Origin of the sequence: Wenyingzhuangia gilva (genome assembly GCF_030519655.1) — a bacterium.
Classification (GTDB): Bacteria; Bacteroidota; Bacteroidia; order Flavobacteriales; family Flavobacteriaceae; genus Wenyingzhuangia; species Wenyingzhuangia gilva.
Map to the genome: position 1 here is coordinate 958,605 of NZ_JAUMIT010000001.1, position 17,521 is coordinate 976,125.

Below are 17,521 nucleotides of genomic sequence, written 5' to 3' on the forward strand. Positions count from 1 at the left end.
ATTATTAAAATGATTTTTTAAATGAAAAAAGTGTATCTATTTTTGTTGATGACCATAGGACTTGTATCCCTTTCTATGGCTCAAGTATCTGTAAGCGGAACAGTCGTTTCTGAAACAGATAAAACTCCTATACCAGGAGCATATGTTGTTCTTAAAGGACAGTCAGTAATATCAACCATCACCGATTTTGATGGAAATTTTGTTCTTGAGTTAAAACAGAACAAAGGAACTTTAGAAATTACCTATTTAGGGTATCAAACCCAAAGTATTGATTTTTCTGGAAATCAAAAATTAACGATTGCTCTTAAAGAACAATCTAATAGTTTAGAAGAAGTTGTGTTAATTGGTTATGGTTCTTCTAGTAAAAAGAATATTACAACTTCCATAACAAAAATTGAAGATGTAAAGTCTATTGCTACAAGACCGGTAAACAATGTTTCTGATTTTTTACAAGGTAGAGCACCAGGTGTTACTGTTTTATCAGATGGTGGAGATCCAACAGCATCTCCTAAAATTGTGATTAGAGGAACTGGTTCTCTTTCTAACGAAACACCTTTAACTGTTGTTGATGGAGTTCCATATTACGGTCCTGCAATTAACCCTAATGATATTGCTTCTATTTCTATATTAAAAGATGCAGCTTCAGCTTCTATTTATGGAGCACAAGCGGCTTCAGGAGTTATTGTTATTGAAACTAAAAAAGGTAAAACAGGAAAACCTCAAATTAGTTTTGATGCTTACACTGCTTATCAAAGTGCAACAAATTTACCTACCCCTTTAAATGCCAAAGAACAAGCAGATGTTTACAATTTAGCGGCTGATAATGCTGGAGTTCCTAGACAAGCTTCTCATGATGCTTCTAAGAACCCTTGGGGACAAACAACTAGAACCAATTGGATTGATGAGGTTTTTAGAACCGCTCCAACGTATAATGCAAATTTAAGTATTAGTGGTGCGACTGATAAAATTAACTATTTAACTTCTTTTGGATATAACAAAAAAGAAGGGGTGTTAATTGGAAATGATTTTGAGAGATATTCTTTTAGAGTAAAGACCGATGTAGACTTGTCTGATAAAATTAAGGTAGGAGAAAATGTTTATTTTTCTAAATCTAACGCTAATGGTTTTGCAGAAACAGCAGGAAATACACAAGGTGTAATTACCAATGCTATGTGGATGCCTTCAGCTGCTCCTGTTTACGATTCTAATGGAAACTATAGCGGTACAGTACCTAGTGATAGACCAGACTTACTCCCTTTTGCTGGAGCTTATGGAGATGTGTATAATCCTGTTGCTTTATTAAAAAGACCAACAACAACACAACCAAATTCTTTTGTAAACGCAAATGCTTACTTTGATTATGAGGTTATTAAAGGATTAAACTTTAAGTCAACATATTCTTATAGCTTAAAAAATGATAATTATAAACGCTTTTCACCTAGAATACCAGAAATAGGTAGAACTAATACTAAAAATTCTTTAGAGCAATCTAATGCAATTACTAATAAGTGGATTTGGAGCAATCAATTATCTTACAAAAAATCTTTTGGAGAGCACAGTCTAGATGCAACAGCTATTTATGCTGCACAAAAAACAGATTATGAGTATTTTGGAACTATTGGATATGATTTTGACGATGAAAACGGATATAATCAATATATAGGAAATGCTAAAAACTCTCCAAATAGAGCAGTACTTAAATCAGATGTTTACGAAGATGCATTAAGTTCTGCCATAGGTAGAGTAATGTATAATTACAAAAATAAATATTTTGTTACAGGAAGTATTCGTAGAGACCAAACATCAAGATTGGCTAAAGACAATCAAGTAGGATATTTCCCTTCAGGATCTGCTGGTTGGGCCATTTCAGAAGAAGATTTTTTTAATGTTGAATCTATAGATAATTTAAAGCTTAGAGCTTCTTGGGGACAAATTGGAAACATTAATTCTGTAGGATATTATTCATACAATGTTCCATTATCGTCATACAATGTTATTGTTAACGGAAATGGTGATTTAAATGCTCAAGGTATTTCTTTAAATCAATTGTCAAATCCTGATTTAACTTGGGAGACTTCAGAATCTTATGATCTAGGTTTAGATGCTACTTTGTTTAATAGAAAGTTGTCTTTAACGGTAGATTATTTTAAGAAAACTACCAAAGGAATGATTTTGCCAGGTTTATCAGACAGTCATCAAGGAGCAGATGCTGCTTATGTAAATGCTGGTAAAGTTGAGAACTCTGGTTTTGAATTTACAGTAACTTATAAAGATGCTATTGGTGATTTAGATTATTCTATTGGAGCAAATGCATCAACTCTTAGTAACAAGTTATTAAATCTAGATGGTTATAATAACAATGGTATTGATTACGTGGTGCATGGCGATAATTATAAAAATATTTTAACACCATTTAGGTCTTCTGTTGGAGAACAATTATTTTCTAATTTTTTAGTGCCTTATATGGGTATTTTCCAATCTCAGTCTGAGATAGATGCTTACAAAAAAGATGGAAACTTAATTCAGCCAAATGCTGTTCCTGGAGATTTTAAATTTAAAGACAGCAATAATGATGGAAAAATAGATGCGAATGATAAGGTGTTTATGGGGAGTTATTTACCAAAGGTAACCTATAATTTTAATCTTAATTTAAATTATAAAGGTTTTGATTTAGGTCTAATACTTCAAGGTGTTGGAAAGGTAAACATTTTTAATGCTCAAAAATATACAGCATATAACGCATCTTTAAATGGCTTTAATTTAGATAATCGTGTATTAAATGCATGGAGTCCTACAAATAAAAATACGAACATTCCTAGAGTTTCTACAAAAGATGAAAATCTTAATTATCAAACCAACTCTAGTTGGTATTTAGAAAATGGAGCTTATTTAAGATTAAAAAATATCAACTTAGGGTATACGCTTCCTAAAGATATTCTTTATGGTTCTAGCCTTCGTTTGTTTATATCGGCTGAAAATGTGTTTACTTCTACAAAATATTCTGGAATAAATCCAGAAGTAGGTGGTAAAGGAATGGATTTAGGTAAGTATCCAGTTCCTAGAGTTATTTCAGCAGGATTATCTCTAAAACTTTAAAATACAATCAATAATTATTGAAATCGATAAAAAAATGAATAGAAATATTTTTAAAATAACAAGTGTATTATTAATAATGCTTGTTGGGCTTTCGGTAGCCTCTTGTAGTGAGGAATTTACTGATTTTCAACCCCAAGGAAATACCTCTTCTGGTAACTTTTGGAAAACACAAGAAGATGCAGAAAAAGCTGCAAATGGCTTATATTTTTACATGAAAGATGAAGATATGTTTTCTAGAGGATTTATGTGGTACATAAATGCATCAGACGATATTATCACAGGACGTATCAAAGGTTTTGCAGATAATACAAAGAATTTTATTTTAGACGGTAATGAAGATGGATTAAAATGGATGTATCCTCAAAGTTTTAAAATCATAAGAAGAGCAAATGACATTTTGGCAAATGTTCCTAATATGAATTTTGATGAGGCTACTAAAAACAGAATCATAGGTGAAGCTTATTTTATGAGAGCTTTTCATTATCATCTTTTAGCATATCACTATGGTGATGATAAAAGTGGAGGTATTCCAATCATTACCGAGGAAAATATGAATGCAACTGCCGGTAGTTTTAAAAGACCAGCAAGTGTTGTTGATAATTACAAACAAATTGTAGAAGATTTACAAAAAGCTGCTGATTTATTGCCTTTAATTACTAAGTACAACGATGCTGATAAAGGAAGAGCAAATAAGGATGCCGCTTTAGCTTACATGGCAAAAACCTATTTATACTGGGCACAATTTGATGCCACTAAATATGCAGATGCAGTTAAAGCTTGTGATGCGGTTACAAATTCAGGATCAGGAAGAGCCTTGTTTACCGTTGGAAATAACAATCCTAAAGAAGATTATAGAAAATTACATAGTCATTTAAGTAACTGGAGTTCAGAATACATATGGAGTGTAAACTCAGGGGTGCAATCTGGAAGTAAATTGCCAGGTGTTATGTTAGAAAATAAAGGTTGGGGAGCTTATAATGGTTGGGGATATTACCAACCAACAGAAGAGTTATATCAAGAATTTGAAGATGGAGATCCTAGAAGAGAAGTAACAATTCTTAAGTTTGGAGATGAGTTTCCATACTTTGGGGAAACAAAAAAATATCAATCATCAAATTCACTATCAGGTTTTCAGTTTAATAAATATATGTACGAATATGGTGAAAAAGATGCAATAGGAGTTGATTTAAACTCAAATGGTGATGATCCGTCAACAACCTACAATGTACCTTTATTACGCTATGCAGAAATTTTACTAATAAAAGCTGAAGCTTTGATCATGCAAGGTAAAAACGGAGATGTTCCTTTAAATTTAGTAAGAGCAAGAGTAGGTTTGGCTCCTAAGACAAATGCTACTATGGAAGATTTAAAGCACGAGCGAAGAGTAGAATTGGCTGCTGAATTTGCTGATAGACATTTTGATTTGGTTCGTTGGGGGGATGCAAAGGAGGTATATAGTAAGCCACTTCACGGTAGAATTCATGAAGATGCTTCTAATCCTGATTCACCATATAAAGTAGAAGAGGTTTGGCCAGCAAGAAATTTTGATCCTTCATATATGAATGTTTGGATAATTCCTCAAGGTGTAATTAACTCTTCAGGAATTCCGCAAAATAAAGGTTGGGATTAATTTTGTTTTATTTCATAAAAAGGTGCTATGAAAATAGCACCTTTTTTATTGTTTAAATTTTTATTTAAAGATTTAGCAGTAAAATCTAAAACTGATGTTTAAATCTGTTCTTATTTAATAGGACAGAGTTTATAGAGATAATCGAAATCATTTAAAGGTGTTTTAACAACCTATGTATTATCAAAACGCTTTTAAATGCATGTTTAAGAAAACACCAAAGTATATAAAGAGCAAAATTTAATGATGTGAGTATTATTGTAGGATTAACCTAGTGTTAACGCAATGTTAGTGTAACAAAATCCCACCTTTTTAACGTTTTATTACCGCTTTTTAGATCAAATTTTACTCCTTTGGAGTATAAAATTACCCCTTTTCACAAGGGCTTAAATCTACATTTGAGCACCGAATTATTAAATTAAATTTTTAAATGAAAAAAGCGTATTTATTTTTATTGATGACCATAGGATGCATATCCCTTTCTATGGCTCAAGTATCTGTAAGCGGAACGGTAATTTCCGAAACAGATAAAACTCCTATACCGGGAGCATATGTGGTTTTAAAAGGACAAACAGGAACATCAACCATTACAGATTTTGATGGAAATTTTGTTTTACCAGTAAATGAAAATAAAGGAGTTTTAGAGATTTCTTATTTAGGATATGCAAGTCAAAGCGTAAGTTTTGAAGGAAATCAAAACTTAAAAATATTTCTAAAAGAAGAGGCTAGCGGTTTAGATGAAGTAGTAATTGTTGGATATGGTTCTCAAAAAAAATCGGATGTTACGGGTTCTATTGCTTCTGTAAAGAGTGAAGACTTTAACAAAGGAGTTGTAGCCAATGCAGGTCAATTATTACAAGGTAAGGTTGCAGGAGTAAATGTGTCAAGTGCAAGTGGTGAACCAGGATCTGGTCAAGATATTGTGGTTCGTGGAGTTGGTAGTTTACGCTCTGGAACAACACCTCTTTATGTGGTAGATGGTTTTGCGATTGACAACTCAGGAAACGGTGTTCCAACCAATCCATTAAACTTTATCAATCCACAAGATATAGAAAGTATTGATGTGTTAAAAGATGCATCGGCAGCGGCAATTTATGGAGCAAGAGCAGCAAATGGAGTAATTGTAATTACTACCAAAAAAGGAAAATCTGGAGTGTCTCAAATTAATTTAACCCTATCTACAGCATTGTCTTCAATAGCCAACAAAGTTGATGTTTTTGGGGCGGATGAATTCCGTAAACAAGTGGTTGCGGTTGGTGGTGATCTTTCCGACGGTGGTTCTAATACAGATTGGCAAGATGAATTAACAAGAGCAGCAGTTTCTAACAAAACAAATTTATCTATGAGTGGAGGTTCTGATCAATCTTCATATTTTGGATCTGTAGGAGTAGAAGACATTCAAGGAATTTTAAACAATAACAATTTAAAAAGATATTCTGCAAAAGTAAACTTATCACAAAAAGCCATTGATGATCGTTTAAAAATAGATTTTAATTTAACAACTTCTAGAACAGAAAATCAAAGATCAGATGCAAGGTCAATGGTGGGAAGTATGTTAGAGCTAAACCCTACAGTACCTGTTTATACTAATGGTGTTCCAACAGATTTAGGAGATAGAACAAATCCTAAAGTAACGGAAGCTATTTACGGAGATTATTCATACAACAACCGTATATTGGCCAACATTGCTCCTTCTTTTGAGATTGTAAAAGGCTTAACATATAAATTAAATTTAGGAGTTGATTATTCTACAACTAATAGAGATGTACAAACGTTGCCGTATAAAGAAGCTGGAGTTACTCAAGGTTTTTTAGATACTTATGTAAATACAAACAGAAATACACAGGTAGAAAATACTTTAACATATACACTTAAGCAAAATGAACATGACTTTACGTTATTGGTTGGTCAATCATTTCAAGAGAACTTTAATACATCAAAAGGTTGGTCTTATGATGGATATCCAGAAAACGGGGTAGAGCCAAGATATCAAATGAGTTTGGGTAATTTAACAGGAGATTCTTCTTCTGCGGATACCAATCAACTACAATCTTTTTTTGGAAGATTAAACTATGGATATGATAATAAGTATTTATTTACAGCAACCATGCGTGCTGATGGTTCTTCAAAGTTTGGAGAAAACAATAAATACGGATACTTTCCTTCTGTAGCTGTTGGATGGAATATTGCTAAGGAAGATTTTATGAAAGATAGTTCTATCAATAATTTAAAATTAAGATTTAGTTGGGGACAAACAGGAAATCAAGAGATTCCATCAAAAATTACCAAAGCAAGTTATGGTGAAAGTGGTGAGGATAATGACATTTATCCTTTGGATGGAAGTGTTGTTAACAAAAGTGATTATCCTTTAGGATTGGTATATAGCCGTACTGCAAATCCAAATCTTCAATGGGAGGTTTCTACACAAACCAACTTAGGATTAGATTTTGGATTGATGAATAATAAGTTTTCTGGTACGTTAGATGTTTTTAATAAAATATCGGATAACATTATTTTAAATGCAGTGACTACTGATCCAATTAATCCAACACCAACTTATTGGATTAACATTCCAAACATGGAAATCAAAAATACGGGGGTAGAATTATCATTAGATTATCAAAGCGATAGAAGAAAAGACTTCTCTTATAATGTTGGAGGAAACTTTTCATACACAAAAAATGAAGTGAGCAATTCTCCTTATCAAGTATTTGCAACTGGTGCTGCACAAGGATCTGGACAAAGTGGAGCAACTATTAATGGGTATATCAACGGAGAATCTATAGGAACATTTTATATGCGTGAATTTACTGGAATTGATGACCAAGGATTTAGCGTGTACAAAGATGTGAATAAAGATGGGACTATTGATGATAGAGATAGAGCGGCTGCAGGAAGTGCGTTACCAGATTATATGTATGCATTTTACTTAAACTTTGTATATAAAAACTTTGATTTAGGGTTAAACTTTAATGGAGCAGGTGGTCATAAAATATATAACCACACAAGAATGTCTTCTTTTAATATTGGGAATATTCAAGGGTCTTCTAATACTACTAGTCAGGCAGTTGAGTTTTTAAATGAATCTCCTCAAAATGCAAATTCAGTATCAACCCGTTATTTAGAAAAAGGTGATTTCTTAAGATTAAACAATGCAACGTTGGGATACAATTTAAGTCCTAAAACTATTGGAATTGGTCAATGGGTTAAAAACATTAGGCTTTCGTTAACTGGGCAAAATTTATTTGTTATTACAGATTATCAAGGTTTTGATCCAGAAGTAAACACTGGAAGTCAATCTGGAGGGATTAAAACTTTTGGAATTGATTATTACTCATACCCAAAAGCCAGAACTTTCTTATTTGGATTAAACGTATCATTCTAATCAAAAAAAACATTTTAAAAATGAAAAATAAAATTATAGCAGCAATTTTCAGTGTCGGTTTGTTGATGAACTGGAGTTGTACAGATTTAGAAGAACAAGTATTAGATGAGTCTTTAAAGGGAACTACAGGAGCAACACAACCTGTTAGTGGAGCATTGTCTGCTGCATACGGTAATATGTCACAAACTTTTAGACATACAAGGTATTTTGGTTTGGTTGAATTGGCTACCGATGAAGCTATTTTACCTCCTCGTAATGGTAAAAACGGGGCTGGAACACAATGGCAAGATGGTGATAGATATGTAGGATTGCACACACATAACTTTCCAACTGCTAATAGTCTAATAACAGAATCTTGGGATTACTTAACAACAGATATTTCTAGAACAGTTACAGCAATTGAATCATTATCTGCACTTGCAAAAGCAGGAGATAGTGAAGCTCAAAAAGCAGTGTATGAAATGAAAGCTTTAAGAGCTTATTTTAATATGATTGTTTTAGATACTTGGGGAATTGTTTTTAAAAAAGAATCTTCAAGCGAAACTTCTCAGATTCTTCGTGGTCAAGAGGCTGTAGATTACATAGAAAGTGAATTTTCTTCGGTAGTTACTTTAATGAGTGATAATATTGGACCAGGAAGAATTACTCAGTCAGCAGTTTATGGTTTTTTAGCAAAGTTACACTTAAACGCAGCGGTGTATCGTGATCCTTATGGAACTCCAGATTTTAAAAAGGAGGATATGGATAAAGTTATAGAGTACACAGATAATGTTATCAATTCTGGAAAATTTTCTATATCACCAGAGTATTTTGATTTGTTTAATGATGAAAATCACGATAATCCTGAAATTATTTTTGCTGTAGACCAAAGAGGAGTCTTAAAAAATGATCAAAACCGTTGGGCCTATTGGTCTATGTCTGGTTCGTTATTTCCAAGACCAGATGATTTTTATATTGATATGGATGGTACAGATGGTCCTGCAATTACTTCAGATTACTATCAAACATGGGTAGAGGCTTATGGAAATGAAGATCCTGCTAGAGATGCAAGATTTTATCAAAAGAATGCAAAAGTTCCTGCTAATTTAGAAGATTTAACAGGTTTAAATCCAACAAACGATGCTGATCACTATTACTGTGTAGGTGATGAAGATGGAGATGGTGTAAATGATTTTGAAATGGATAGAGGTATTTTACGTGGTACCATTTGGGCACCAAGAAAAATAGACTTTAACAAATCTAATGGTGTTATGACTTGTGATGATGGATATAGAATTTATCCTTTGGCTGAAATGAGAGAAAATGGTTCAGGGGGTGTTAAATATTATGTAAATCATACAGAAGAAATTAATTTTTCACCTACCATTGGGTATGCAAGTGGATACCGCGTGGCTAAATGGCAGTTTAGTAAAACATCTCAGAATGGAAATAATTATAGCAGTGTAGATCTTGTTTTGTTACGTTATGCAGATATTTATTTAATGCGAGCAGAAGCAAAACTTAGAAATGGTGATGCAGCAGGTGCGCTTTCGGATGTAAATTACGTAAGAAGTCAAAGAACTGCTCGTCCTGACCAAACTCCACCAGCTTTAGCTTCATTAAATTTAGATATTCTTTATCGTGAACGTGGTTTTGAATTTTATTGGGAAATGTCTAGAAGAACAGACATGATTCGTTTTGGACATTATGAAGATACATGGACTGAAAAAACAAATGCTGACCCTAAAAAGAGGTTATTTCCAATCCCTCAAAATGCAGTAGATGGAGCTACAAACGTTCCTGGGTACTTAGAACAAAACCCAGGTTATTAGTTAAAAACCCAAAGCTTATAAAAAAGCCAAAGAGGTTTCCTTTTTGGCTTTATTAATTTAAAACAGTTATATAGAATGAATAAAATTATAAAATCAGCATCTGTATTTTTAGGAATATTGGTATTGGCATCATGTTCTAAAAATCAAGAAGCAAAAAAAATATCAGAAGAACCATTAAACATCATTTTTATGGTGGGAGATGGAATGGGAATTCCACAAGTGTCTAGTGCTTTTTATTTTGGAGAAGGAACCCCCAACTTTAAACAATTTGAATCTATAGGTTTAAGCAGAACGTCAAGCGCTAGTCATTTAATTACCGATTCTGCTGCAGGAGCAACAGCTTTTTCTACAGGTGAAAAAACATACAAAAGAGCTATTGGCGTTTCTAAAGACACCATTTCTTTACCTACTATTTTAGAGCAATTACAGGCAAAAGGATATCAAACAGGTTTGGCATGTTTAACTTCTTTAACACATGCAACACCAGCAGCTTTTTATGCACATGTAAAAGATAGAGATATGCATGAAGAAATTGCAGATTATTTGGTGAATGCTCATGTTGATTTTTTAGCAGGTGGCGGAAAAAAGTTTTTATCTAAAAGAAAAGATGGACGTAACCTTTTTGATACGTTAATCAAACAAAATTACAAGTTAGATACTTTGTCTTTGTCTGAAATTGACCCTACAAGACCCAATGCTTTTTTTCTAACTGAGAATGAATTACCAAATAAAATTCAAGGAAGAAAAGATTTTTTGTCAGAAGCAACTAAAAAAGGATTGGATTATTTTTCTGCCAACAAAAAGCCATTCTTCTTTATGGTAGAAGGTTCTTTTATAGATTGGGGAGGTCATGCAAAAGATGACAAAATGATGATAGAAGAAGTATTAGATTTTGATAAAACCATTGGGGTGGTGTTAGATTTTGTAAAAACACATCCTAATACGTTAGTAGTCGTTACTGCCGATCATGAAACAGGTGGCGTAAGCATTGGAAAGTTTTATGAAGAAGATACTAAAGGAAATAAAAAAGAAGTTCCTAATAAGGTACAAGTATATTTTAATACCGATCAGCATAGTACAGAATTAGTGCCTGTATTTGCTAAAGGTAAAGGTGAAGAGTTGTTTAGAGGAATTTACGAAAACAATGAAATTTACCACAAACTGATAAAGGCTATTGGTAACTAAGTAGTCTTTTGTTTTTGTTAAAAGCAGATGCCACCTAATTTTCTCAGGGTGGCATCTTTACAAATTACTTAATAATATGTTTTATATGTTACGCAAATTATTTATATGTGTATTGTTATGCAGTGTCTCTGCGTTATATGCACAAACTCCAAAATTACATTCTCACAACGATTACATGCAAAAAGTTCCTTTTTGGAACGCTTTTTCTGCTGGATTAAATTCTATAGAAGTGGATGTTTTTCTAAAAAAAGGAAAATTATATGTAACCCATTCAGTAAACGAAATTGATAAAAACAAAACTTTAGAGAAGTTGTATTTAGACCCTATGATGGAGGTTCTAAATAACAACATAGCGTTTCAAGATCTACAATTGCTTGTTGATGTAAAATCTGATGCTATAAAAACCTTGGATAAAATTCAACAAACTTTAAAGAAGTATCCAAAAATCATTCAGCATTCACAAATTAAAATTGTGATTTCTGGAAACAGACCTAATGCCGAGGACTATTTTAAATATCCAGAATATATTTCTTTCGATTATCAAGAATTAGACAATGCTTTGGCTCCTAAAAATCTAGCAAAAGTAGCCATGGTAAGTACTAGTTTTAAAGATTATTCTGTATGGAATGGAAAAGGTAGGTTGACACATGATGATTTTGATAAAGTTTCGAATATCATTAAAAAATTAAAGAGTTTTAATAAGCCTATTCGTTTTTGGGCAACTCCAGATTCTAAATCTGCATGGAATACATTTGTAAAACTAGGGTTAGACTTTGTTAATACTGATCAACCATCAAAATGTGCAGAGTATGTAAATACTTTGAATCACAGAACGGCAAAAGCATTGATAAAATCAGAAGTTTATCAACCTACTTTTGAGTATGAAAAACAAGTCAATCAAAAAGTGAAAAATGTTATTTTTTTTATTGGAGATGGTAATGGTTTGTCACAAATTTCATCAGCAACATTGGCAAATAATAAACAGTTAACAGTTACTCAACTAAAAAATATTGGATTTATAAAAACACAATCTACAGATGATTTTACAACAGATTCTGCTGCAGGAGGTACTGCTTTTGCTACTGGACAAAAATCATACAACAGAGCTATTGGTGTAAATACAAACGGAAATAGTATTCCAAATATTACCGAGGCCTTACATCGTTTAAACTACAAAACAGGTTGCATTACTACCGATGAAATTATAGGTGCAACTCCGGCGGCTTTTTATGCACATCAAAAAGATAGAGGTTTTGAAAAACAAATAGCAAAAGACTTATTAACTAGTAAGTTAGATTTTTTTGCAGGTGGTGGTTCTCGTTTCTTTGAGGATTTAAAGATTGATCAAGTCTTTAACATTGTAGCGAATACAAGTCAATTAAATAATTTGGATAAAAGTGCAAGAGCTGGGATTTTCTTTTCAAAAGGAGGAGTACTTTCTATAGCAGAGGGAAGAGGAAACTTATTGGCAAAAACAACAAAAGATGCGTTGACTTTTTTGAGTAAAAAAGAACAACCTTTTTTCATCATGATAGAAGGAGCGCAAATAGATACTTTTGGACATCATAATGACACAGAGGGAATTGTAAATGAGGGGATTGATTTTGATAGAGCCATTACAGAAGCTATTAAATTTGCCGATGCTGATGGTGAGACTTTGGTAATTATTACTGCTGACCACGAAACATCTGGGTTTAGTGTTTCTAGCGGAAACGTGGAAACTCATCAAATAGAAGGAGGATTTATTACCCACGATCATACCGCTACCATGGTGCCTATTTTTGCATATGGTCCTCAGTCAGATAAATTTAGAGGAGTTTACGAAAATAATGAAGTGTTTCATAAAATTATGGAAGTGATCAACGCATCAAAAAAATAAAACAGATGAAATACTTTTTCCTATTCTTTTTAACATTCATTCATTCCTTTATTGTTCAGTCACAAACTATTGTTTCTGGAAAAGTCTTTTTTGATAAAAATAATAATGCCCTATTAGATAAGGGAGAAAGAGGATTAAAGGAAGTGTTGGTGTCTAATGGAAAAGATATTGTAAAAACGGATATATATGGGAATTATAAAATTGCCACTATTCAAGGAAATCAAGTGTTTGTTATCAAACCTTCTCAATATATTTCTCCGCTGTTAGAAAATAGACCTCAGTTTTTCTTATCTCAAAACGAGATCAAAAAACAAGCTTATCATTTTCCTTTGCAAAAACATAAAGAGCCTAAGAGTATAAACATTAATCTTTTGGGAGATCCTCAAGTAGATGTGATTGATGATGTTCATCATGTAGACAAATTGGTTGCACAAGAGTTAAATAAAGAAGCTGTTGATTTTGTGATTCCTTTGGGAGATTTAACTTTTGATAATCATGATATGTTTGCTCCTTTATCAGCCAGTTTAGGATTGATTGGGGCTCCCGTTTTTAATGTGATGGGAAATCATGATCAAAATTATAATGCCAAACATTTTAACGATAGAGATGCAGATTTTGAAAAGTTTTTCGGTCCATCTTATTATGCATATGAATATGGTTCTGAATTGTGTTTGGTGTTGAATAATATTTACCCAAAAGGAGACAAAGGGTATGTGGGAAAATTAGATGAAGATCAATATGTTTTTGTTGATGAGGTTTTAAATCAAATGAAACAAAAACATCAATCGGTTTATGTGTTTATGCATATTCCATTAGAAGAAATGGAAGATCATCAAAGAGTATTAAATCTTTTTAAAGACTTTCCAGAGGTGATGATTGCAGCGGGACATACACATACTCAGTATCAAAAAAGTTTTGCACGAGAAAATTTACCAGCAGTAAAAGAGTTAGTTGCTGGAGCTGTTTGTGGTTCTTGGTGGCAAGGGCCTCATGATAGTAATCACATTCCATTTGCTTTTATGTACGATGGAACCCCTAAAGGATATTGGTTTTTAAATACAAACAAAAATCATCTTACCTATAAAGTTTCAGGAAGGGATAAGGATTTTCAGATGGAAATAACAGTTCCTGAGAAGAATGAATGGGATACGGCTTTAAATGATTTAAACGATGATTATATTTATGCAAATGTTTTTGCTGGATCAGAAAACACCACTGTGCAAATCAGTTATGATGGAGATAAATGGTTTGATATGGAAAAATATAACGGTGTTGCTCCAAAACTAAAACAGTTATATAAGTTACAGCAAGAAGGTAGGTTTAAAGGACAAAATATAAGTGCTATGCCAGCTCCTAAAACGATTAGCGATCATTTATGGCGAATTAAAATTCCTGAAAAATTGCAAAAAGGAACTTATTTAGTATGGGTAAAAGCCAAAGATGATAAAACAGGTTTAGATTCTTTAGGGAAACGTGTCCTAAGAATTACTGAGTAAACTTTAAAAGTGAATAGTTGATGTCTTTTTTTTATTAAAATATTTTCACTCATATGTCAAAAATGATTCATTTTTTGTATAAAATTCATTGGAAAGCCTAAATAATTTATGTTAAAGTCAAAAATGTTGCAATAGGAGGGGCTTCTGAAAACAAATAGTATATTTGTCCATATAATTATTGATTATGAGTTATACTAAAAAAGAACAAGAAGCTTTAGACTATCATGAGAAGCCCCAACCAGGTAAAATTAAAGTAGTACCTACTAAAAGATACGCAACACAAAGAGATTTGGCCTTGGCATATTCTCCTGGAGTAGCCACTCCGTGTTTGGCAATTGAAAAAAATCCAGAAGATGCATACAGATATACTTCTAAAGGAAATTTAGTTGCCGTAATTTCAAACGGTACTGCTGTTTTAGGATTGGGTAACATTGGTGCCTTGGCAGGGAAACCTGTCATGGAGGGAAAAGGACTTTTGTTTAAAATATTTGCTGATATTGATGTTTTTGATATTGAGGTAGATACAGAAGATGTTGATAAGTTTATTGAAACAGTAAAAGCCATTGCTCCAACTTTTGGAGGGATTAACTTAGAAGATATCAAAGCTCCAGAAGCTTTTGAAATTGAAAGAAGATTAAAAGAAGAATTAGATATTCCTGTAATGCACGATGACCAACATGGTACGGCAATTATTTCTGCAGCAGCTTTAAAAAATGCAATAGAAATTACAGAAAAAGACATCACAAAAGTAAGAGTAGTAGTAAATGGAGCAGGAGCTGCAGCTATTTCTTGTACTAAATTATACAAAGCTTTAGGGGTTTCTCCAGACAATATCTTAATGTGCGATAGTAAAGGAGTTATCAGCACAAAACGTGATGATTTAAATGAGCAAAAGAAAGAGTTTGCTGTAGATACCGAGTTTACAACTTTAGAAGATGCAGTAAATGGAGCAGATGTTTTCATCGGTTTGTCAGTAGCAGGTGCATTAACACCAGAAATGTTAAAAACAATGGCACCGGATCCTATTGTTTTTGCTATGGCCAACCCTACACCAGAGATTGATTACGATTTAGCAGTAGCTACTCGTGAGGATATTATCATGGCTACAGGTCGTTCAGATTATCCTAACCAAGTAAATAACGTATTAGGTTTTCCTTTTATTTTTAGAGGAGCTTTAGATGTTAGAGCAACCGCTATTAATGAAGAAATGAAAATGGCGGCCGTACATGCTTTGGCAGATTTAGCCAAGAAAAACGTGCCTGAGCAAGTAAATATTGTTTATGGAGAAAAGAATTTACAATACGGTAGAGAATATATTATTCCTAAACCATTTGATCCAAGATTAATTTACGAATTACCACCAGCCATTGCAAAAGCTGCCATGGATAGTGGTATTGCAAAAAAACCAATTCAAGATTGGGATGCATATGAGCAAGAGTTGATGGAGCGTTCAGGTTCAGGAAGTAAGTTTGAACGTATGTTGGTAAGCCGTTCTCAAAAAGATCCTAAACGTGTTGTGTTCCCAGAAGCAGAACATTTAAACGTGTTAAAAGCGGCTCAAATTGTTTCTGATGAAGGAATTGCAAGACCGATTTTATTAGGAAATGTAGAATTAATTACAGCTTTAAAAGAAGAGATTGGTTTTGATACAGATGTTGAAATTATTGATCCTAAGAGCGAAGAATATAAAGATCAGGTATATGCTTATGCTGAAAAGTATTGGATAAAGCGTAGTCGTAAAGGAATTCGTTTGTTAGATGCTCAAAAGCACATGATTACTCGTAATTATTTTGCTGCCATGATGGTAAATGAAGGACACGCAGACGCTATGGTCTCTGGGTATTCTAGAAACTATCCTTCAACAGTAAAACCAATTTTTGAAACCATTGGTAAAAGACCAGAAGCTTCAAGAATTGCAGCTGCCAATATTATGATTACTTCTAAAGGGCCCTTAATATTTACAGATACTACTGTAAATATTGATCCTAGCTCAGAAGTTTTAGCAAACATTGCAGAATTAGCAAGTGGAATGGCTAAAATATTTGCTATTGAGCCACATATTGCAATGCTATCTTACACAAACTTTGGTGGAGTAGAAAGTGCAGGAGTTGCAAAAGTCCAAAAAGCAGTAGAGATTTTAAAGGAAAAAAGACCAGATTTAAGTGTAGATGGACCTATTCAGGCGGATTTTGCTTTAAATCATGATTTATTAGAAAAACAATTCTCTTTTTCTGATTTAGTAGGGAAAGAAACAAATACATTTGTTTTTCCTAGTTTAGATGCAGCAAACATTTCTTATAAAATGATTAAGGAGTTAACAGATGCTACATCTATTGGGCCAGTGTTAATGGGGTTAAATAAACCAGCACACGTAGTTCAGTTAGGAGCAAGCGTAGAAGAAATTGTAAATATTACTGCTGTTGCGGTAATTGATGCACAAAATCAATAGTAAATGATTACCCATTTAAAAGGTAAACTTGTAGAAAAAAATCCAACCTACGCCATTGTGGAATGCAACGGCGTAGGTTATTTTTTAAACATATCTTTAAACACATTTTCTCAAATACCAGACAGTGAATTGGTCATGTTATATACACAATTAATTGTTAGAGAAGATGCTCATACTTTGTATGGATTTATTTCTATATTAGAGCGAGAAATTTTTAAATTGCTGATATCAGTTTCGGGAATTGGACCTAGCATTGCTAGAACCATGTTGTCATCATTAACAACCGAAGAAATTCAAAAAGCATTGGCAACAGATAATGTTGCTGTAATTCAATCGGTTAAGGGGATCGGAGCAAAAACAGCTCAGAAAGTAATTATTGAATTAAAAGATAAAATTGTCAAAACCTATGATATGGAAAATACTATTGCGTTGACGGACAATAGTATTAAAGAAGAAGCGTTATCTGCTTTAGAAGTATTAGGTTTTGTGAAACGTCAAGCAGAAAAAGCAGTCACAGCTATTTTAAAAGAGACGCCAGATGCAGATGTAGAAAAATTGATAAAACTAGCTTTGAAAAAACTATAAACTGAACT

At 33.0% G+C, this 17,521-nt stretch carries 9 protein-coding genes; all 9 read left to right on the top strand.

Annotation, left to right across the window (positions count from 1 at the left end):
- The first annotated feature begins 21 nt into the window (after window positions 1–21).
- The 9 genes from QVZ41_RS04385 (at window position 22) to ruvA (ending at window position 17,513) form a co-directional block, all read left to right on the top strand.
- Complete coding sequence (locus tag QVZ41_RS04385; RefSeq protein WP_302883327.1) at window positions 22–3,096, top strand: SusC/RagA family TonB-linked outer membrane protein; 3,075 nt, start codon at window positions 22–24, stop codon at window positions 3,094–3,096.
- Between the two features lie 34 nt (window positions 3,097–3,130).
- The gene (locus QVZ41_RS04390; RefSeq protein WP_302883328.1) at window positions 3,131–4,726 is read left to right on the top strand and encodes a RagB/SusD family nutrient uptake outer membrane protein; all 1,596 of its coding nucleotides are present in this window, start codon (window positions 3,131–3,133) and stop codon (window positions 4,724–4,726) included.
- A gap of 427 nt (window positions 4,727–5,153) precedes the next feature.
- The gene (locus QVZ41_RS04395; protein ID WP_302883329.1) at window positions 5,154–8,108 is read left to right on the top strand and encodes a SusC/RagA family TonB-linked outer membrane protein; all 2,955 of its coding nucleotides are present in this window, start codon (window positions 5,154–5,156) and stop codon (window positions 8,106–8,108) included.
- A gap of 20 nt (window positions 8,109–8,128) precedes the next feature.
- Window positions 8,129–9,919 carry a RagB/SusD family nutrient uptake outer membrane protein gene (locus QVZ41_RS04400; RefSeq protein ID WP_302883330.1) on the top strand — a complete coding sequence of 597 codons (1,791 nt, stop codon included), beginning with the start codon at window positions 8,129–8,131 and terminating at the stop codon, window positions 9,917–9,919.
- A 75-nt stretch (window positions 9,920–9,994) separates the two neighbouring features.
- A complete protein-coding gene (locus QVZ41_RS04405) occupies window positions 9,995–11,104 on the top strand; it encodes an alkaline phosphatase (RefSeq protein ID WP_302883331.1) in 1,110 nt (369 codons plus the stop codon).
- An 85-nt stretch (window positions 11,105–11,189) separates the two neighbouring features.
- Window positions 11,190–12,983, top strand: coding sequence for an alkaline phosphatase (locus QVZ41_RS04410; RefSeq protein WP_302883332.1), 1,794 nt, complete (start codon window positions 11,190–11,192; stop codon window positions 12,981–12,983).
- A 5-nt stretch (window positions 12,984–12,988) separates the two neighbouring features.
- On the top strand, window positions 12,989–14,479 hold the full coding sequence (locus tag QVZ41_RS04415; RefSeq protein WP_302883333.1) for a calcineurin-like phosphoesterase C-terminal domain-containing protein: 1,491 nt from the start codon (window positions 12,989–12,991) through the stop codon (window positions 14,477–14,479).
- Between the two features lie 184 nt (window positions 14,480–14,663).
- Window positions 14,664–16,928, top strand: coding sequence for an NADP-dependent malic enzyme (locus QVZ41_RS04420; protein WP_302883334.1), 2,265 nt, complete (start codon window positions 14,664–14,666; stop codon window positions 16,926–16,928).
- Between the two features lie 3 nt (window positions 16,929–16,931).
- Window positions 16,932–17,513: a Holliday junction branch migration protein RuvA gene (gene ruvA / locus QVZ41_RS04425; protein ID WP_302883335.1), complete on the top strand. Its 582-nt coding sequence runs from the start codon at window positions 16,932–16,934 to the stop codon at window positions 17,511–17,513.
- Window positions 17,514–17,521: the final 8 nt, after the last annotated feature.

Bases quoted from the DNA above. Each gene is read 5' to 3' on its own strand.
- QVZ41_RS04395 (WP_302883329.1), top strand. From the start codon at position 5,154: ATGAAAAAAGCGTATTTATTTTTATTGATGACCATAGGATGCATATCC.
- QVZ41_RS04390 (WP_302883328.1), top strand. From the start codon at position 3,131: ATGAATAGAAATATTTTTAAAATAACAAGTGTATTATTAATAATGCTT.
- ruvA (WP_302883335.1), top strand. From the start codon at position 16,932: ATGATTACCCATTTAAAAGGTAAACTTGTAGAAAAAAATCCAACCTAC.
- QVZ41_RS04420 (WP_302883334.1), top strand. From the start codon at position 14,664: ATGAGTTATACTAAAAAAGAACAAGAAGCTTTAGACTATCATGAGAAG.
- QVZ41_RS04405 (WP_302883331.1), top strand. From the start codon at position 9,995: ATGAATAAAATTATAAAATCAGCATCTGTATTTTTAGGAATATTGGTA.
- QVZ41_RS04400 (WP_302883330.1), top strand. From the start codon at position 8,129: ATGAAAAATAAAATTATAGCAGCAATTTTCAGTGTCGGTTTGTTGATG.
- QVZ41_RS04410 (WP_302883332.1), top strand. From the start codon at position 11,190: ATGTTACGCAAATTATTTATATGTGTATTGTTATGCAGTGTCTCTGCG.
- QVZ41_RS04385 (WP_302883327.1), top strand. From the start codon at position 22: ATGAAAAAAGTGTATCTATTTTTGTTGATGACCATAGGACTTGTATCC.
- QVZ41_RS04415 (WP_302883333.1), top strand. From the start codon at position 12,989: ATGAAATACTTTTTCCTATTCTTTTTAACATTCATTCATTCCTTTATT.